Origin of the sequence: Janthinobacterium sp., assembly GCF_009923995.1 — a bacterium.
In the GTDB taxonomy this organism is placed as follows: domain Bacteria; phylum Pseudomonadota; class Gammaproteobacteria; order Burkholderiales; family Burkholderiaceae_D; genus Janthinobacterium.
On record NZ_RFSK01000043.1, the window covers coordinates 18,866 to 37,654 of the forward strand.

General features: G+C 62.0%; 19 protein-coding genes and 1 tRNA gene. All 20 read right to left on the bottom strand.

Features of this window, described 5'->3' with window-relative positions; translation table 11 throughout:
• Nucleotides 1-60: 60 nt before the first annotated feature.
• The 20 genes from nuoI to pnp all read right to left on the bottom strand — a co-directional run bounded on the left by nuoI (nucleotide 61) and on the right by pnp (nucleotide 18,599).
• Nucleotides 61-549 carry an NADH-quinone oxidoreductase subunit NuoI gene (gene nuoI / locus EBS11_RS19550; protein WP_010399726.1) on the bottom strand — a complete coding sequence of 163 codons (489 nt, stop codon included), beginning with the start codon at nucleotides 547-549 and terminating at the stop codon, nucleotides 61-63.
• A 14-nt stretch (nucleotides 550-563) separates the two neighbouring features.
• Nucleotides 564-1,646 (bottom strand): NADH-quinone oxidoreductase subunit NuoH, encoded by a 1,083-nt coding sequence (nuoH, locus tag EBS11_RS19555; protein WP_290605524.1) that lies wholly within the window; start codon nucleotides 1,644-1,646, stop codon nucleotides 564-566.
• On the bottom strand, nucleotides 1,646-3,979 hold the full coding sequence (gene nuoG, locus EBS11_RS19560; protein ID WP_290605525.1) for an NADH-quinone oxidoreductase subunit NuoG: 2,334 nt from the start codon (nucleotides 3,977-3,979) through the stop codon (nucleotides 1,646-1,648). The genes nuoH and nuoG overlap by 1 nt, the downstream gene beginning before the upstream one ends.
• A 22-nt stretch (nucleotides 3,980-4,001) precedes the next feature.
• On the bottom strand, nucleotides 4,002-5,297 hold the full coding sequence (gene nuoF, locus EBS11_RS19565; RefSeq protein ID WP_010399729.1) for an NADH-quinone oxidoreductase subunit NuoF: 1,296 nt from the start codon (nucleotides 5,295-5,297) through the stop codon (nucleotides 4,002-4,004).
• Nucleotides 5,294-5,773, bottom strand: coding sequence for an NADH-quinone oxidoreductase subunit NuoE (gene nuoE / locus EBS11_RS19570; RefSeq protein WP_034779513.1), 480 nt, complete (start codon nucleotides 5,771-5,773; stop codon nucleotides 5,294-5,296). The genes nuoF and nuoE overlap by 4 nt, the downstream gene beginning before the upstream one ends.
• 12 nt (nucleotides 5,774-5,785) lie before the next feature.
• Nucleotides 5,786-7,039 carry an NADH-quinone oxidoreductase subunit D gene (locus EBS11_RS19575; RefSeq protein WP_010399731.1) on the bottom strand — a complete coding sequence of 418 codons (1,254 nt, stop codon included), beginning with the start codon at nucleotides 7,037-7,039 and terminating at the stop codon, nucleotides 5,786-5,788.
• Nucleotides 7,039-7,632, bottom strand: coding sequence for an NADH-quinone oxidoreductase subunit C (locus EBS11_RS19580; protein WP_290605529.1), 594 nt, complete (start codon nucleotides 7,630-7,632; stop codon nucleotides 7,039-7,041). Before EBS11_RS19580 ends, EBS11_RS19575 begins: the two co-directional genes overlap by 1 nt.
• Nucleotides 7,633-7,649: 17 nt before the next feature.
• Nucleotides 7,650-8,126 (bottom strand): NADH-quinone oxidoreductase subunit B, encoded by a 477-nt coding sequence (locus EBS11_RS19585; protein ID WP_010399733.1) that lies wholly within the window; start codon nucleotides 8,124-8,126, stop codon nucleotides 7,650-7,652.
• Between the two features lie 3 nt (nucleotides 8,127-8,129).
• A complete protein-coding gene (locus EBS11_RS19590) occupies nucleotides 8,130-8,489 on the bottom strand; it encodes an NADH-quinone oxidoreductase subunit A (RefSeq protein WP_092796969.1) in 360 nt (119 codons plus the stop codon).
• 177 nt (nucleotides 8,490-8,666) lie between these two features.
• A tRNA-Leu gene (locus tag EBS11_RS19595) sits at nucleotides 8,667-8,751 on the bottom strand.
• Between the two features lie 191 nt (nucleotides 8,752-8,942).
• Nucleotides 8,943-9,344 (bottom strand): preprotein translocase subunit SecG, encoded by a 402-nt coding sequence (secG, locus tag EBS11_RS19600; RefSeq protein ID WP_035820525.1) that lies wholly within the window; start codon nucleotides 9,342-9,344, stop codon nucleotides 8,943-8,945.
• A gap of 28 nt (nucleotides 9,345-9,372) precedes the next feature.
• A complete protein-coding gene (tpiA, locus tag EBS11_RS19605; protein WP_290605533.1) occupies nucleotides 9,373-10,122 on the bottom strand; it encodes a triose-phosphate isomerase in 750 nt (249 codons plus the stop codon).
• 72 nt (nucleotides 10,123-10,194) lie between these two features.
• Nucleotides 10,195-11,175, bottom strand: coding sequence for an NAD(P)H-quinone oxidoreductase (locus EBS11_RS19610; protein WP_290605535.1), 981 nt, complete (start codon nucleotides 11,173-11,175; stop codon nucleotides 10,195-10,197).
• A 70-nt stretch (nucleotides 11,176-11,245) separates the two neighbouring features.
• A complete protein-coding gene (locus tag EBS11_RS19615) occupies nucleotides 11,246-11,854 on the bottom strand; it encodes a tetratricopeptide repeat protein (protein ID WP_290605569.1) in 609 nt (202 codons plus the stop codon).
• A gap of 65 nt (nucleotides 11,855-11,919) precedes the next feature.
• Nucleotides 11,920-12,681, bottom strand: a complete 762-nt coding sequence (locus EBS11_RS19620) for a DUF2807 domain-containing protein (RefSeq protein ID WP_290605537.1) — start codon at nucleotides 12,679-12,681, stop codon at nucleotides 11,920-11,922.
• Nucleotides 12,682-12,858: 177 nt separating this feature from the next.
• Nucleotides 12,859-13,074: a hypothetical protein gene (locus EBS11_RS19625; protein WP_290605538.1), complete on the bottom strand. Its 216-nt coding sequence runs from the start codon at nucleotides 13,072-13,074 to the stop codon at nucleotides 12,859-12,861.
• 151 nt (nucleotides 13,075-13,225) lie between these two features.
• Nucleotides 13,226-15,178 carry a methyl-accepting chemotaxis protein gene (locus EBS11_RS19630; protein WP_290605539.1) on the bottom strand — a complete coding sequence of 651 codons (1,953 nt, stop codon included), beginning with the start codon at nucleotides 15,176-15,178 and terminating at the stop codon, nucleotides 13,226-13,228.
• 116 nt (nucleotides 15,179-15,294) lie between these two features.
• On the bottom strand, nucleotides 15,295-15,594 hold the full coding sequence (locus tag EBS11_RS19635; RefSeq protein WP_290605540.1) for a hypothetical protein: 300 nt from the start codon (nucleotides 15,592-15,594) through the stop codon (nucleotides 15,295-15,297).
• A gap of 8 nt (nucleotides 15,595-15,602) precedes the next feature.
• Nucleotides 15,603-16,277: a hypothetical protein gene (locus tag EBS11_RS19640; protein WP_290605542.1), complete on the bottom strand. Its 675-nt coding sequence runs from the start codon at nucleotides 16,275-16,277 to the stop codon at nucleotides 15,603-15,605.
• A 204-nt stretch (nucleotides 16,278-16,481) separates the two neighbouring features.
• The gene (pnp, locus tag EBS11_RS19645; protein ID WP_290605544.1) at nucleotides 16,482-18,599 is read right to left on the bottom strand and encodes a polyribonucleotide nucleotidyltransferase; all 2,118 of its coding nucleotides are present in this window, start codon (nucleotides 18,597-18,599) and stop codon (nucleotides 16,482-16,484) included.
• Nucleotides 18,600-18,789: the final 190 nt, after the last annotated feature.

Genomic DNA, 18,789 nt, shown 5'->3' on the forward strand with positions numbered 1-18,789 from the left:
CCCAATAGACGTACAGATGAACGAGGGGCGCGCCGCAGCTTCTCAGCTGCGGCGCATCCATCAGCGATAAGGTGCGTCGGCGGCGCGCGCAGCGGCGATGTCATTTTCATAACGATCGCCCACGGCCAGCAACATCTCTTTCGTGTAATACAAATCCCCGCGTTTCTCGCCGTGGTATTCCAGGATTTGCGTCTCGACGATCGAATCGACCGGGCAGGACTCTTCGCAGAAACCGCAGAAGATGCACTTGGTCAAGTCGATATCGTAACGCGTGGTGCGGCGCGAACCGTCGTCACGCTGTTCCGATTCGATCGTGATGGCCATCGCCGGGCAAACCGCTTCGCACAGTTTGCAGGCGATGCAACGTTCCTCGCCGTTCGGGTAGCGGCGCAGCGCGTGCAAGCCACGGAAACGCGGCGAGATCGGTGTCTTCTCTTCCGGGAATTGCACCGTGATCTTGCGCGAAAACATGTACTTGCCTGTCAGCGCCATGCCCTTGATCAGCTCGCCTAACAAGAGGCTGCTGAAGAAATCTTTTACCTTATCCATTCGTATGCACTCTCTTACTTCCAAATATTCCAGGATGTCTGCATCCAGGCAGCGACGAAGACCAGGTAGACCAGCGTCAACGGGATAAACACTTTCCAACCGAGGCGCATGATCTGGTCATAACGGTAGCGTGGGAAAGTACCGCGCACCCAGATGAACACCGACACGATGAAGAAGGTTTTTGCAAACAGCCAGAAGAAGCCGCCGAAACCGCCCCAGAACTCGAGGAAGGCAAACGGTGCGGACCAGCCGCCGAGGAACATGATCGAAGCCAGGGCGCCGATCAGGATCATGTTGGCGTATTCGGCCAGCATGAACATGGCGTAGGCCATGCCCGAGTACTCGACCATGTGGCCGGCCACGATTTCCGACTCGCCTTCGACGACGTCGAACGGGTGACGGTTGGCTTCAGCCAGGCCCGACACCAGGTAGATGACGAACATCGGCAGCAGCGGCAGCCAGTTCCACGACAGGAAGTTCACGCCCTTGTCGGCGAAGAAGCCGATTTGCTGGCCGCCGACGATGTCGATGAAGTTCAGGCTGCCCGAAACCATCAGCACGATGACCATCACGAAGCCCATCGGGATTTCGTACGAGATCATCTGTGCCGAAGCGCGCATGGCGCCCATGAACGAGTACTTCGAGTTCGAGGCCCAGCCGGCGATGATGATGCCGTAGACTTCCATCGAGGTAATCGCCAGCAGCATCAGCAAGCCTGCGTTGACGTTGGCCAGCACGGCTTCCGGACCGAAGGGCACGACCGACCAGGCGGCCAGGGCCGGCATGATGGTCATGATCGGGCCGATCACGAACAGGCCCTTGGCGGCCTTGGACGGGATGATGATCTCTTTGAACAAGAGTTTCAGGGCATCGGCGATCGGTTGCAGCAAGCCCAGCGGGCCCACGCGGTTCGGGCCGACGCGGATCTGGATCCAGCCGATCAGTTTGCGTTCCCACAAGGTCAGGTAGGCAACCAGGCCCATCAGCGGCAGCAGCACGCAGACGATCTTGATCAGGGTCCAGAAGAATGGCCAGCTACCGCCCAGCAGTTCTTTGCCGCCGTTGTTGATGACGTTTACAAATTCAGGCAGAGCCATCAGATTTTCCCCTCTGCTGTTTCAACTGTGATGTCACCGAACATGCCGCCCAGGCTAGCCGTCGAGGCATGCGCCGCCGACACCTTGACCACATTGGCTGGCAGGCCGGCATGGAGTGCCGCCACCAGGATGGCGCTGCCGGAGCCTTGCGCCACTTTGACCTTGTCGCCGGCCTTGATGCCCAGCTTTTCGGCCAATGCTGGCGACAGATGGGCTTGCGGCGCGGCGCCATCGACCGTGCGCAGCAGCGGTTCGGAGCGGCGTACCAGGGCGTCGGCGAAGTAGATCGGCACGTCGGCGATGCGTTGCAGCGCAGGCGAAGCCGGAGCGTACGTCGCCGCTTCCGGCGCGTTCCTGGCGATGTTGTTCAGCTGTGCCGACAGGTCGGTCACGCCGGCACCGAACGCTTCGTCGCGGATCGCTTCGGAAGTGTCGTAGTCGAAACCGGCCAGGCCCAGGATGTTGCCCAGGACGCGCAGCACTTTCCAGGCCGGACGGGTTTCCGCCAGCGGTTTCACGGTGCCGTTGAAGCTTTGCGCGCGGCCTTCGCAGTTGACGAAGGTGCCCGAGGTTTCAGCGAACGGAGCGATCGGCAGCAAGACGTCGGCATAATCCATGCCATGCTTGAAGGCCGACATCGCCACGACCATCTCGGCCTTGTCCAGGGCGGCGCGGGCCGCCTGTGGATTGGCGCTATCGAGTTCCGGCTCGGCGTGCAACAGCACGTAGGCTTTTTTCGGCGCGGCAAAGGCAGCTTGCACGTTGGCGCGCGGCTTGGCGACCAGGTGCGCGCCGACCGTGTTGGCCGCTTCCGTCAGGTAACCCAGCTTGGCGCCCGTCTGTTCGGCGATCCATTGCGCGGCAGCATGCAGTTGCGACGCTTGCGGGTGTTGCGTTGCCGCATTACCCAGCAGCACGGCGCCGTTGTCGCCGGCCATCAGGCTGGCGGCGATGGCAACGGCCACGTCCGAAGCGGCAACCGCTTCGAAACCGGCTGGTGCGGCGATTTCTTTCGCTTTAGCAACAGCGACGACCACTTCCGACAAGGCCGCCAGCCAGTCACTCGGCGCGGCGATCATCTTGTTGGCGATGGTGATCAGCTGATCATCGTCGGAGGCGTGCAGGATCGACAGCTTGGCGCCGCCCTTGACGGAGGCGCGCAAGCGCGTCGCCAGCAGCGGGTGATCCTTGCGCAGGAAGGAACCGATGACGAAGGCGCGCTTGATCTGGCCAAATTCGTTGATCGGCATGCCCAGCCATGGCTTGACGTTCGCGTCCAGCGCGAAGTCGGTCTGGCGCAGGCGGAAGTCGACGTTCTCGGAACCGAGGCCGTGGACGACTTTCTGCAGCAGGACCAGCTCTTCGACGGTCGAATGCGGCGTGGCCAGCGCGGCGATGGCGTCGGCGCCATGCTCGTGCTTGATATTTTTCAAACCGTGCGCCACGTATTCCAGCGCGGTCTGCCAATCGACTTCCTTCCACTCGTTGCCTTGCTTCAGCATCGGCGAGGTCAGGCGTTCGGCACTGTCCAGCGCTTCGTACGAGAAACGGTCCTTGTCCGAGATCCAGCATTCGTTGACGGCTTCGTTTTCCAGCGGCAGTACGCGCTTGACCTTGCCAGCTTTCACTTGCACGATCAGGTTCGAACCGAGGCCGTCATGCGGGCTGACCGATTTGCGGCGCGACAGTTCCCACGTACGGGCGCTGTAGCGGAACGGCTTCGACGTCAGCGCGCCGACCGGGCACAGGTCGATCATGTTGCCCGACAGTTCGGAGTCGACCGACTGGCCCACGAAGGACACGATTTCCGAGTGTTCGCCGCGGCCGATCATGCCCAGCTCCATCACGCCGGCCACTTCCTGGCCAAAGCGTACGCAGCGGGTGCACTGGATGCAGCGCGACATTTCCTGCATGGACACCAGCGGACCGGCTTCCTTCGGCGTGACGACGCGCTTGTCTTCCTTGTAGCGCGATTCGCTCTTGCCGTAGCCCACTGCCAAGTCTTGCAACTGGCACTCGCCGCCCTGATCGCAGATCGGGCAGTCGAGCGGGTGATTAATCAGCAAGAATTCCATGACCGACTTTTGCGCCTGCACAGCTTTATCGCTGGAAGAGCGCACGATCATGCCGGCACTGACCGGGGTCGCGCAAGCGGGCAAAGGCTTCGGCGCCTTTTCCACTTCGACCAGGCACATGCGGCAGTTCGCTGCGATCGACAATTTCTTGTGATAGCAGAAGTGCGGAATGTAGGTTCCCAATTTGTTGGCGGCGTCCATCACCATGCTACCAGCAGGGACTTCGACTTTTTTGCCGTCTATTTCGATTTCAACCATGGTGATCGTTACCTGACGCAGCTTAGATATATGCGGGCACTAGGCAATGCTTGTGCTCGATATGATATTCAAATTCTTCACGGAAATTCTTAATGAAGGCCCGTACCGGCATGGCAGCCGCATCGCCCAGCGCGCAAATGGTGCGGCCCTGGATGTTGTCGGCGATCGAGTTGAGCATGTCCAGGTCGTCTGGACGACCCTGCCCCTGCTCGATGCGATGCACCATGCGGTACATCCAGCCTGTGCCTTCACGGCAAGGCGTACACTGGCCGCACGATTCTTCAAAGTAGAAGTAGGACAGGCGTTCCAGCGCCTTCACCATGCAGCGTGTTTCGTCCATCACGATGACGGCGCCCGAACCCAACATCGAACCGGCTTTCGCGATCGAGTCGTAGTCCAGGTCGGTCTGCATCATGATGTCGCCGCGGATCACCGGAGCGGACGAACCGCCAGGGATCACGGCCTTGATCTTTTTGCCACCGCGCATGCCGCCTGCCAGTTCCAGCAGGGTCGCAAACGGGGTGCCGAGCGGCACTTCGTAGTTGCCCGGTTTTTCCACGTCGCCCGAGATCGAGAAGATCTTCGAACCGCCGTTGTTCGGCTTGCCCATCGCCAGGTATTTCTCTGGACCGATGTTCAGCACGAATGGCACGGCCGCGAAGGTTTCCGTGTTGTTGATCGTCGTCGGCTTGCCGTACAGGCCAAACGAGGCAGGGAAAGGCGGCTTGAAGCGCGGCTGGCCTTTCTTGCCTTCCAGCGACTCCAGCAGGGCCGTTTCTTCGCCGCAGATGTAGGCGCCATAACCATGGTGCGCGTGCAACTGGAACGAGAACTCGCTGCCCATGATCTTGTCGCCCAGGAAACCGGCGGCGCGCGCCTCTTCCAGCGCTTCTTCGAAACGCAGGTATTCCTGGAAGATCTCGCCGTGGATGTAGTTATAACCCACGGTGATGCCCATCGCGTACGCGCCAATGGCCATGCCTTCGATCAGCGCATGGGGATTGTAACGAATGATGTCGCGGTCCTTGAAAGTGCCCGGTTCGCCTTCATCTGTATTGCAGACGAGGTATTTTTGACCCGGGAACTGGCGCGGCATGAAGCTCCACTTCAGGCCGGTAGGGAAACCCGCGCCGCCACGGCCGCGCAAGGACGAAGCCTTGAGGTCGGCGATGATCTGTTCCGGCGTGATTTTCTCTTCCAGGATACGCCGCAGGGCCGAATAGCCGCCGCGGTTCACATAATCTTGCAAATGCCAGTTCTTGCCATCCAGATCCTTCAGGATCAATGGATCGATATGGCGGTTGTGGAGTGACGTCATTTCTTGAGTTCCTCCAGCATGGCGTCGATTTTCTCGTTCGACATCCAGCTGCACATGGTTTTATTGCTGACCAGCAAGACAGGCGCATCGCCGCACGCACCCATGCACTCGCCTTCAACCAGGGTGAACTGGCCGTCAGGGGTGGTTTCGCGGAAATCGATGCCCAGCTTCTGCTTCAGGTAGTCTGCAGCGCGCACGCCGCCCGACAGGGCGCATGGCAGGTTGGTGCACACGGTAATCTTGTGCTTGCCCACGGGCTTCACGTTGTACATATTGTAGAACGTGGCCACTTCCTGCACGGCAATAGCCGGCATGCCGATGTAATCGGCCAGTTCCTTCATGGTTTCCGGCGCCAGCCAGCCCAGTTCATCCTGGGCATGGGCCAGCGCGGCCATGACGGCGGATTGACGCTGGTCGGCCGGGTACTTGGCCAGCTCGCGGTCAATTTTCTTATAGCATTGCTCTGATAACAACATACTTTTTGCCTCTTAGCGGTCAATACTGCCGAACACGATATCTTGCGTACCGATGATGGTCACGGCGTCGGCAAGCATGTGCCCACGCGCCATCTCATCGAGCGACTGCAAGTGGGCGTAGTCTGGCGCGCGCAGTTTCATGCGGTACGGCTTGTTGGCGCCATCGGACACCAGGTACACGCCGAACTCGCCCTTCGGGTGTTCCACGGCACTGTAGGCCTCGCCTGGCGGCACGTGGAAACCTTCCGTAAACAGCTTGAAGTGGTGAATCAGGGATTCCATGTTGGTCTTCATGTCAACGCGGCCCGGAGGCGCCACCTTGCGGTTGCTGGTCATGACAGGACCTTCATTGTTGCGCAGCCACTCCACGCATTGCTTGATGATGCGGTTCGACTGGCGCAGCTCTTCCACGCGGACCAGGTAGCGGTCGTAGCAGTCGCCGTTGGTGCCGATAGGAATGTCGAAATCCATCAGGTCGTACACTTCGTACGGCTGTTTCTTGCGCAAATCCCACTGCACGCCCGAGCCGCGCAGCATGGCGCCCGTGAAGCCCATGGCCAGCGCATCTTCCGGCGAGACGACGCCGATGCCGACGGTACGCTGTTTCCAGATACGGTTGTCGGTCAGCAAGGTTTCGTACTCGTCCACCGAGTTCGGGAAGCGGCGCGCGAAGTCTTCGATGAAGTCCAGCAGGGAACCCTGGCGGTTTTCATTCAGCTTGGAAATCGCCTTGGCGTTGCGGATGATCGAAGCCTTGTGCTGCGGCATCGCGTCCGGCAGGTCGCGGTACACGCCGCCCGGACGGTAGTAGGCCGCGTGCATGCGCGCGCCCGACACTGCCTCGTAGGCGTCGAACAGGTCTTCGCGGTCGCGGAAGCAATACAGGAACGGGCCCATGGCGCCGACGTCCAGCGCGTGGGTACCGAGCCACATCAGGTGGTTCAGGATACGCGTCATCTCGTCGAACATGACGCGGATGTATTGCGCGCGCAGGGGCACTTCCAGGCCCAGCATCTTTTCGATGGCCATCACGTAGGCGTGTTCATTGCACATCATCGACACATAGTCGAGACGGTCCATGTACGGCACGGATTGCAGATAGGTCTTCTGTTCGGCCAGCTTCTCGGTAGCGCGGTGCAGCAGGCCGATATGCGGGTCGGCACGCTGGATGACTTCGCCATCCATCTCCAGCACCAGGCGCAGCACGCCGTGCGCGGCCGGATGCTGCGGCCCAAAGTTCAGGGTGTAGTTCTTAATCTCAGCCATTATTTCATCCCGTAATGTTCTTCGCGGATCACGCGCGGCACGTTTTCCCGCGGCTCGATCGTCACGGGCTGGTAAATCACGCGCTTTTGTTCCGGATCGTAACGCATCTCGACATAGCCGGAGACGGGGAAATCCTTGCGGAACGGATGGCCGATGAAACCGTAGTCGGTCAGCAGGCGGCGCAAGTCGTTGTGGCCTTCGAAGAGGATGCCCAGCAGGTCGAATGCTTCGCGCTCGTACCAGTTGACGGCACGCCAGATGCCCACCACGGATGGCAGCAGCGGCATGTCGTCGTCCGGTGCGAACACGCGCACGCGCACGCGCCAGTTGTGCTTGACCGACAGCAAATGCGAAACGGCCGCGTAACGCAGGCCATCCCAGCTGCCATCGCCGTAGGTCGAGTAGTCGACGCCGCACAGATCGATCAATTGCTCGAAATGCAGGGTCGGATCGTCGCGCAGGGTCTGCATCACGCCCAGGTAGTCTTCCGCCTTGACCAGCAAGGTGACTTCGCCCAGGGTAACGGTCGTGCTAACGCGTTCGCCCAGGGCAGTGCCGAGGGCGTTTTGCAATACTTCTAAATGTGTTGTCATAATCTGAAGCGGCCCGGTTAGCGTGCGATCGTGCTGGTACGCTTGATCTTGTTCTGCAACTGCATGATGCCGTACAGCAAGGCTTCAGCGGTCGGAGGACAGCCAGGCACATACACGTCGACGGGCACGATGCGGTCGCAGCCGCGCACCACGGAGTAGGAGTAATGGTAGTACCCGCCGCCATTGGCGCAGGAACCCATCGAGATGACCCAGCGTGGCTCTGCCATCTGGTCGTAGACCTTGCGCAGGGCCGGCGCCATCTTGTTGCACAGGGTACCGGCAACGATCATGACGTCGGACTGACGCGGCGACGGACGGAACACGACGCCGAAACGGTCCATATCGTAGCGGGCTGCGCCCACATGCATCATTTCGACCGCACAGCAGGCCAGACCGAACGTCATCGGGAACATAGACCCGGTGCGCGCCCAGTTGATCAGCTTGTCGGCCGAGGTGGTGATGAAACCTTCGCTTAATACGCCTTCAATAGCCATGGCTTATTCCCAGTCAAGGGCACCTTTCTTCCAAATGTACCAAAATCCGACCACGAATTCAGCGATGAACACCATCATCGTGACGAAACCGGCCCAGCCCAGGTCGCGCATTGCAACGCCCCATGGGAAAAAGAATGCCGTTTCCAGATCGAACAAAATAAACAGGATTGCGACCAGATAGTAGCGCACATCGAATTTCATGCGCGCGTCTTCGAATGCTTCAAAGCCACATTCGTACGGGGAGAGTTTTGCTGCGTCAGGCTTGTTAGGACCTAACAGGCGCCCCAGGAGCTGGGGAGCGATACCGACACCAAGGCCGATAAGAATGAACAGCAGGACGGGGAAGTAATTTTCGAGGTTCACGATTGATAAGCTTATATTGAACGATCGGTTAAATGAGGACGCTGCGATCATTTGCAGCGTATCTAACGCACGACCCCAATCAAAGCTAAGACCAGGATCGAACGACACATCCTCGTAAAAAAAGCCAGCAACTTTGTACGAGCCATGGCTCGTGCGCCGTTGCTGGCTTCTGATTTCTGGTGCCGACGACGAGACTCGAACTCGTACAGCTTTCGCCACTACCCCCTCAAGATAGCGTGTCTACCAATTTCACCACGTCGGCGGTAAGGCCCGTATTCTACTCTGCTTTGCCGCTAAAGTTAATGCACAAATGCATCAAAACACAGATAAAAACGATAAATTTTTACATCTTCCAGCGCGCCACGATTTTTTCCTGCCGCACTGCTAAAACATTGAGCAATAATCTGCCCGTAATGAGAATTACTCTCGATGAGGTATCGAGCTGATACAGAATTACTTCGGAATCGCGCCGGCCGGGGTGCTGGCAACGGGAGCTGCCGCCGCCGGAGCGCTGGCAGCCGGGGCCGCAGGCACCGTCGTCGGGATCGCGCCCGCGCCGGTGACCGGCACTGGCTTGACGACCTTGTCCATCACGCCGCCGCCTACCGTGGTGGCGCGCTGGTTCGCCATCAGCGACAGGGCCAGAGTGGCGCCGAAGAAGATCGCGGCGGCAACGCCCGTCGACTTGGACATGAAGTTCGACGAACCCGTCGCACCGAACAGGCTGCCCGAGGCGCCCGAACCGAAGGCGGCCCCCATGTCGGCGCCCTTGCCGTGCTGCAGCAACACCAGCGCGATAATCGACAATGCCGAAATAACCTGTACCACCACTACCAGATTGAACATCATGTTCATTGCAATTCCATTCTCAGTTTAAATTAATTCAATCAGCGGCGTGAATAATTGCCAGGAAATCCGCCGCCTTCAATGCTGCTCCACCGATCAGACCGCCATCGATATCCGGCATCGCCATCAATTCTTTTGCGTTCTCCGGCTTCATGCTGCCGCCGTACAGGATCTGCACGCCGGCGGCCGCTACCGCATTCTTTGCCGCCAGCTGGCTGCGCAATACCTGATGCACGTCCTGCGCCATCTGCGGCGTGGCCGTCTTGCCCGTGCCGATGGCCCAGACCGGTTCATAGGCCAGCACCAGTTTCGCCACGTCGTCGGCGGCGATGGCCGCCAGCACGGCGCCCAGCTGCTGCGCCACGACGGCGTCGGTCTGGCCCGCTTCGCGCTGCGCCAGCGTCTCGCCGATGCAGACGATAGGCGTGATGCCTGCCGCCAGCGCGGCAACCGTCTTGGCCGCCACCTGCGCATCGCTCTCGCCGTGGTAGGCGCGGCGCTCGGAATGCCCGATCACCACATAGCTGCAGCCGAAATCCTGCAGCATGGCGGTCGAGATTTCTCCCGTGTACGCGCCGCCCGCATGGGCCGACACGTCCTGCGCGCCCCAGGCCAGGGCCGAGCCTGCCAATTGCGCCTGGCACTGCGCCAGATACGGCGCAGGCACACAGACGGCGCTGGCGGCGCCCGAGGCAGCCAGACCAGCAACTATTTCAGACAATAACACCGCGTTCGAGGTGCGACTGCCGTTCATTTTCCAATTTCCGACGACGAGTTTGCGACGCATAGTAGCCTAAATTCTAATAACCCGTCATTCTAACTCCAGCACCGATGCCGGTCAAACAGGCAGTGCCCCGTTTCAGGCAACTTGCAACATGATCTTGCCCACGTGCGTGCTCGCTTCCATCAGCGCATGCGCCTCGTTGGCTTTTTCCAATGGGAAAGTTTTGTAGATCACGGGCTTGACCTTGCCCGCCTCGATCAGGGGCCAGACGGTCGCGCGCAACTGCTGCGCGATGGCGGCCTTGAACGCAACGGAACGGGGACGCAGGGTGGAACCGGTCACCGTCAGGCGGCGGCGCAGCAAGGTACCCAGGTCCAGTTCCGCCTTGGTGCCGCCCTGCACGGCGATGAGGCTGATGCGGCCATCGTCGGCCAGGCAGGCGATCTCGCGCGGCAGGTAGTCGCCGCCCACCATGTCGAGGATGACGTCGACGCCCTTGCCATTGGTCAATTCCTTGACGACGGCAACGAAATCTTCCGTGCGGTAATTGATGCCCCGTTCGGCGCCCAGCGCCTCGCAGGCGCGCGCCTTCTCGTCGCTGCCCGCCGTGGCGAAGACGCGGTGGCCGAGGGCCGCCGCCAGCTGGATGGCCGTCACGCCGATGCCCGACGTGCCGCCCTGCACCAGCAGGGTTTCGCCGTCGGCCAGCGCGCAGCGGTCGAAGACATTGCTCCAGACGGTAAAGAAGTTTTCCGGCAGGGACGCGCCTTCCAGCGCCGTCAAGCCTTGGGGCAAGGGCAGGCACTGGCCGGCGGGCGCGGCGCAGTATTCGGCATAGCCGCCGCCCTGCACCAGCGCGCAGACCAGGTCGCCCTTCCTGAATGCCGTGCCGGTGAAATCGCCATCGACGATTTCGCCCGCCACTTCCAGGCCCGGCAAGTCGGATGCGCCGGCCGGCGGCGCATACTTGCCCAGGCGTTGCAGCACGTCGGGACGGTTGATGCCGGCCGCGTGCACCTTGATCAGCAGTTCACCCGCCTTGAAGGCGGGGACGGGACATTCGACAACCTGCAAAACGTCGGCGGGACCGGGCTGGCTGATGGCAACTGCACGCATGGCGGGACTCTTTCAAGGGGGAAAACGGCGATTGTACGCCAAGCCGCCCGCCCTTGCAGACCACCGCCCGTCAGCCGCCGCCCGTTTTCGATTGCCGCGGCAAGGGGGTGCCCGGCTTCCACTTGGCGGACAGGGCCTGGCCCTCCTCGACCTGCTCATGCGTCATCTTGCGCACGACGGCGGCGCGCTGGTCGGCCGCATTCGCATTGCCGTTCGCCGCCGCCAGGTTCCACAGCATGTAGGCGATGACGTTATCCTGCTGCACGCCGCCCATGTGGTAGCGGTACATCAGGCCCAGCACCTGCTGCGCTTCCGCGTGATTCTGTTCGGCCGCCTTGCGGAACCAGCCCACGGCCTGCTTGTGGTCCTGCAGCACGGCATTGCCCGTGTAATACATGGCGCCCACCACGTACTGGGCGTCGGCCTTGCCCTGCTCGGCCGCCTTGCGGTGCCAGAACATGGCTTGCTTGTAATCCTGCGGCAAGCCCCGCCCCATGTAATACATCAAGCCCAGCAAGTGCTGGGCATCGGCATTGCCGGCCTTGGCCAAGGGCAAGATTTCCTTGTAGGCCAGGGCGTAGTTCTTGTTGTTGTAGGCACTGGCACCTTCGACGAAGCCGGCCCGCGCGGGTAGCTGTATGACACACAGCATGCATAATGTAATGATCAGTTTTTTCATCGGATTGGGATGTAGTCTCACTGCTTTTTCTTATCCAGCCTGAAAATACCCAGGCTTGGCCGCGCTTACTTCCAGCTGACCTTGCCCAGGCCATCGACGCTGACATCGCGGTTGGCCGGCTTGCCGTACACCACCACCGAGCCGAGTCCGCTCAGGTTCAGCCTGGCATTCGTGTGGGCGTTGACCGTGGCGTTGCCCAACCCGCTCAATTCCAGGTTGACGGCATCGGCCTCGAACTGCTTCGCATTCAGGCTGCCCAGGCCGCCCAGGCTGGCTTTCAGCAGGCGGCCGCGGCCGCCGAGCACGACGGAGCCGGCGCCCTGCAGGTCCAGGTCCGCCCTCTCGTTGTTGCCGACCCAGATCTGCATGCTGCCCACGCCGCCCAGGCTGGCATTGAGCTTGCGGTAGTCGCCGACCACCTTGATGCTGCCCGCCCCTTCCAGCGACAGGGTCAGTTCCTCGCCCGTGAAGCCCGTGATGTCCGTGCTGCCGAAGCCTTCGGAGCTCAGTTCGCGCAGGTTCGGCAAGACCAGTTCCGCGCGGATCGACGCAGGATTGAGCTTGAAGCCGCGCACTTCCGTCTCGATGTGCAGGGTGTCGCCGCTTTGCGCCGTGCTGACGTCGGCGATGTAGCGCTTGTCTGCCGTGATGCTCAGCGAGGGCACGGTGCCCTGGCGGATGCGCACCTCCATCACGCCATCGAGCTTGACGCGCACCACGCGGGCATCGATGGTGCGCATTTCCAGCAGGCGGGTCTCGGCGGCCACGCCGCGCGCCAGGCCCAGTGTCGCCAGCAACAGCAGCGCCAGTTGCAGTGTCTTTTTCATGTAGTGCATCCTCGGTATCTTGTTTTTATCTGTCTGGCCGCCCGCCCGGGGCGACCGGCATTGCATCACGCCTGGTACTCTAGCAGCGCGGAAAATGGCTGACAATCACTTTGACGCCTGACCAAACCGTAGCGGGCGGCCGCAGATCGGCACGCGCAGCAGGTGTTGACAGCGGTCTTATGCGAAGCGGGCTTTTTCCGCGGCGCTCAGGCGCTTGGCCTTGACCTGCACCACGTGCATGGACATGGCGGCCTTGCCGGCCGGGGCGGCCTGGGTGACCGTGGCGCTGGCCACTTGCAGGGCCGGCGCGGCTGGCGCGATGGCGTAGCAGCTGGCGCTGACCAGGATGGCGGCGGCAACGGCAATGATTTCCATGTTTTTAGCGACGCTCATGTTGTTCTCCTCGGGTGTCTGGCTGTGGGCTTGCGGTATGGTGTCACTATAGCCATACCGTCCCCGGCCGACACGCCGATTGCGACGAACTGCGCTTTTGGCAGGCTGGCCTGACAAAAACGCGGATAGACGTGCATTTCCAGTGGAAACTTTAAAACTCTTCCCACTCGTCGGCGCCGGACTTGGCCGCCTTGGCCGGCCTGGCCGGCGACAGTGCGCGGGCCGGCGCATGGGGCACGCGGGCAGGGGCGGCCGGCTTCGCCTTGAGGCGCGTCACGGCCGCCGGTGTCGCGGCCGCGACCGCATCGCCCAGGCGGAACATGCCGACGGCCTGCGCCAGGTCCACGGCCTGCTCCTGCAGGCTTTCCGCGGCGGCCGCCGCCTGCTCGACGAGGGCGGCGTTCTGCTGCGTCATGGTATCCATGTGCGTGACGGCCGTATTGATCTCGCCGATGCCGGCGCTCTGTTCGCGGCTGGCCACCGTGATCTCGCTCATGATGGCGGTCAATTGCTGCACCGACGCCACCACCTGATCCATGGTCTGCCCCGCCTCGTCGACGAGGCGCCCGCCCGCATCCACTTTCTCCACCGAGTCGCCGATCAGCTCCTTGATTTCCTTGGCCGCACCGGCGGAGCGCTGCGCCAGGTTGCGCACCTCGGACGCGACGACGGCAAAGCCCCTGCCCTGCTCGCCCGCGCGCGCCGCCTCGACGGCCGCGTTCAGGGCCAGGATATTCGTCTGGAAGGCGATGCCGTCGATCACGCCGATGATGTCGACGATCTTGCGCGAGCTTTCCTGGATGCCCGCCATGGTGCCCACCACCTGCTGCACCACCCGGCCGCCCTTGGCCGCCACTTCCGAAGCGGACACGGCCAGTTCGTTGGCCGCATGCGCATTTTCCGCATTCTGCTTCACGGTCGACGTCAGTTCATCCATCGAACTGGCCGTCTCTTCCAGCGCGCCCGCTTGCGCTTCCGTGCGCGAGGACAGGTCCGCATTGCCGGCGGCGATGTCGGCCGACTCGCTGCGCACCAGGGCGCTGATGCTGCGGATCTGCACCAGCACGGTGGCGATCTTTTCCACGAATAAGTTGAACGCCTTGGCGATCTGCGCCAGCTCGTCCGTGCCTTGGGCGTCGAGGCGGCTGGTCAGGTCGCCGTCGCCCGTGGCGATCGCTTCCATGGCATCGCGCACGAGGCCCAGGCGGCGCAGGGCGCGCGCCACCAGCGCGCTGAGGACGGCGGCGGCCAGGACCAGCACCAGCAGGGCCGTCAGGGCCGAGGCGCGCAGCATGGAACTCAGGGCCTGCGTCGCTTCCGCGCGATCGAGCACGGTCGCCAGCAGCCAGTCGCTGCCCGGCACCTTACTCACGTGCAAGATCCCATCGCGCCCGTCCAGGCGGATGGCCGCGCCGTCGCCGCTCTTTTCGATATCGGCCAGCGCCTGCGCGCTCAGGCCCGCATCGAGCTCGGCCAGCGGCTTCAAGGTCAGCTTGCCATCGGGGTGGGCGATGATCTTGCCGCCGCCATCGACGAGAAAGCCGTAGCTTGCGGGCGTGGGCTTGATCGAGGCGACGTTCTGCACCACCGCGTCCATCATCACGTCGGCCGCCAGCACGCCCGCCACGCTGTCCTTGCCGCCCAGCGGTTCGGCAAACGTCACCACCAGCTTGCCCGTGCTGGCGCCGATGTACGGCGGCGTGATGACGGGACCGCCCGCCGCGGCCGCCTGCTTGTACCAGGGCCGCGCCGTGGGATCGTAGTCGGCCGCGCGCTGGCGTTCCTGCGAAAACACGGCATGCTTGTCGGCAAAGCCGATATACGCCATGTCGAAGGTGCCCGCCTGCTCGGCCGCCTTCAGGGCCGGCAGCGGATCGGCCGCCGTGGCGCCCTGCTTGAGCGAAGCCACGACGGCCTGCTTGGAACGCAACCATTCGGCGATGGCCGTGGCGTGGCTGTGCGACAGCTGCAGCATCTGCGTGTCGAGCGCGGCCAGGGTGCTGGAGCGCGTGGTGAAGAAGTTGGCGATAGCGACGGCCAGCATGGCCAGCACGACGATGGAAACGGCAATGGCGATCAGCCGCGCCTTAAGGGAGGACAACATGGTGCATCCAATAAAAAAGGAAATCGGGAGGGATGCGCCATGGTCGATGAATAAGATTTTGTCGTCAAGCAATACTGACTATCAATTACCCAGAAACAACAATTGATACCATCTGTCTAGGCATCCTCGCCGCGCAGCTTGCGCAGGGCCGGCGCTGCGCCGCCCGTCGCCTCGATGCGGAAGCGCGCAAACGCCTGCTCGAGGTCGGCGTACCGGCGCAAGCCGCCTTCCGTGAAATAGCGCCCGCCGGGGATATCGCCCCAGGCCAGCGGCGTGGCCAGGGCGCCGCTGCCCGCCAGGGCCAGCAGGGGTTCGAGCGCACTGCGCAAATCGGCCACTTCCCCATCGGCGCTCGCCAGGCGCGCCAGCAGTTGCTGCAGTTCAGCAGTACAGGCTTGCAGGCGCGACTGATCCATATTCCCTCCTAGTTCTTGATGGTGCCCACCAGCACGGGCGCCGACCACAGGCTGCGGTTCGGCAGCAAATACTGCTGCGCCCCGCCACGGCGCCGCACCAGGCCGCCCAGCTCTTCCGTCGGCGCCACCTGGCTGACGAACACGGTGACGGTGCCCTTGGGCATGACTTGATACACATCATACAGCGGCGCCTCGCTCTTCAAGGGCAAGCCGAAGCAGTCGGCCAGGCTGGCGCACTGGCCCGCCACCTGCTGCAGCTGCGCGCTGGTGGTGAAATACGGCGAATACGGCGACACGCTCTGGCCGTGCGGCACGATTTTCACGAGCGCGGCCGACATGGCTTGCAGCTGCGGCAAGGTACTGCCGGAGGCCAGCTGTTCGACGGCCCGCGCATAGAGATCGGCGGCGCGCAGTTCGCGCAGGAATTGCCGGCCCGCCGCACTGTCGAGATAGGGGTCGATGGCGTCGCGCTGCAAGCCCGCCGTTTTGAAAGTGCTGAGGTCGTTGATTTCGCGCGCATGCACGGCGCGCAGGGCGTCGAGGTCCTGCGGCGGCATGGCCGTGGACGCGGCGGCGATGGGAATCGGCAGCGGCACCGGCGTGGGCGCGTTGTCGGGCTGCGCCCGGATACCGGGCGCGACGGCAAACAGAAAGGCGGCGGCCAGCCCGCAGAATGTGCGCATGCTGCATCTCCTTGAAAGACTCGTCGGGGGAAGATCCCCTTCCGAATCTACAGAGCGCGGCAGCGGCCGATGCGAGCTGCATCAAGGCCGGTGCACCGGCCTGGCCGCGCTTCGATGCAGCGCAAACGCAGCGCATAAAAAAACCGCCAGGGCTTGCGCGCTGGCGGTTTTTGAGCATGCGGCGAACGCCGCATTCAAGCTGACTTAAGCGGCTGGCGCTTCGTTGCCTTCGGCAGCCTTCATCGACAGTTTCAGGCGGCCGCGGTCATCCGTTTCCAGCACTTTGACGCGCACCAGCTGGCCTTCTTTCAGGTAGTCCGCCACGGCGTTGACGCGCTCGTTGGCGATCTGCGAGATGTGCAGCAAGCCGTCCTTGCCTGGCATGACTTGCACGATGGCGCCGAAGTCCAGCAATTTCAGCACGGTGCCTTCGTAGGTCTTGCCCACTTCGACGGATGCCGTCAGTTCTTCGATGCGGCGCTTGGCTTCCTGGCCGGCAGCAGCGTCGACGGAAGCGATGGTGACCACGCCTTCGTCGCTGATGTCGATCTGGGTGCCCGTCTCTTCGGTCAGCGCGCGGATCACGGCGCCGCCCTTGCCGATCACGTCACGGATTTTTTCCGGGTTGATCTTGATGGTGATCAGACGCGGTGCGAAATCGGACAGTTCGGTTTTGACGTGCGGCATGGCTTTTTGCATTTCGCCCAGGATGTGCTCGCGGCCTTCCTTGGCTTGCGCCAGTGCCACTTGCATGATTTCCTTGGTGATGCCCATGATCTTGATGTCCATCTGCAGCGCCGTGATACCGTTGCGGGTACCGGCTACCTTGAAGTCCATGTCGCCCAGGTGATCTTCGTCGCCCAGGATGTCGGACAGCACGGCGAACTTGCCGCCTTCCTTGATCAGGCCCATGGCGATACCGGCCACGTGTTCTTTCATCGGCACGCCGGCGTCCATCAGTGCCAGGCAGCCGCCGCACACGGAAGCCATCGACGAGGAACCGTTCGATTCCGTGATTTCCGATACCAGGCGCACCGAGTAGCTGAACTCTTCAGCGGCTGGCAGGGCGGCGATCAGCGCGCGCTTTGCCAGGCGGCCGTGGCCGATTTCGCGGCGCTTCGGCGTACCGACGCGGCCCGTTTCGCCGGTGGCGAACGGAGGCATGTTGTAATGCAGCATGAACGAATCGGTGAATTCGCCCATCAGTGCATCGATCTTCTGGCTGTCGCGGGCGGTGCCCAGGGTTGCGACGACCAGCGCCTGCGTTTCGCCGCGCGTGAACAGGGCCGAACCGTGGGTGCGTGGCAGCACGCTGGTGCGGATCGAGATCGGACGCACGGTGCGCGTGTCGCGGCCGTCGATGCGTGGCTCGCCGTCCAGGATCTGCGTACGCACGATCTTCGCTTCGATGTCGAACAGGATGTTGTTCACTTCCGCGCTGTCGATCGACGCGCCGCCGTTGGCAGCCGCTTCGGCCGTCAGGTCGGCGATCACTTCCGACGTCGCCGCTTTCAGCTTGGCCGTGCGTTCCTGCTTGTCCTTGGTTTGATACGCGTCATTGATCTTGGCGTTGGCGAAATGCGCGACGCGGGCGATCAGTACTTCGTTTTTCGGCGCAGGCGCCCATTCCACTTCCGGCTTGCCGCCGTCACGCACCAGGTCGTGAATCGCGTCGATGACGACTTTCATTTGGTCGTGGCCAAACACCACGGCGCCCAGCATGATTTCTTCGGACAGCTGCTGCGCTTCCGATTCGACCATCAGCACGGCCGTTTCGGTACCGGCGACCACCAGGTCCATTTGCGACGTTTTCAGTTGCTGGACGGTCGGGTTCAGGATGTACTGGCCGTTGGCGTAACCGACGCGCGCGGCGCCGATCGGGCCGTTGAAAGGCACGCCCGACACGCACAGGGCGGCCGATGCGCCGATCATGGCGGCGATGTCCGGATCGATTTCCGGGTTGACCGACAGCACGTGAATGATGACTTGCACTTCATTCAGGTAGCCTTCCGGGAACAGCGGACGGATAGGACGGTCGATCAGACGGGATGTCAGTGTTTCTTTTTCGGAAGGACGGCCTTCGCGCTTGAAAAAACCGCCCGGGATTTTACCGGCAGCATAGGTTTTTTCGACATAATCAACCGTCAAAGGGAAGAAATCCTGGCCTGGCTTGGCATCTTTGCGTGCCACCACCGTTGCCAGAACGACGGTATCTTCGATCGACACCAGCACTGCGCCGGATGCCTGACGTGCGATTTCGCCGGTTTCCAGGGTCACTTGATGTTGACCGTACTGGAAGGTTTTCGTAACTTTGTTAAACATGGGGTATCCCTTTTCTAATTGCCGACAGATTTTCAGGGGCTGTCGTTCACCTCACCACAGGCGGCGTAAAAATGCTGCCTTTACTTGTTACCACCTTTGCTACATTGCTTCTAAAACATGAAATCAGCAAGAGAATACGTCACTTGCCGACATAAATCCGGAATTCAAATGACAAAATGCCCGCGTCAGC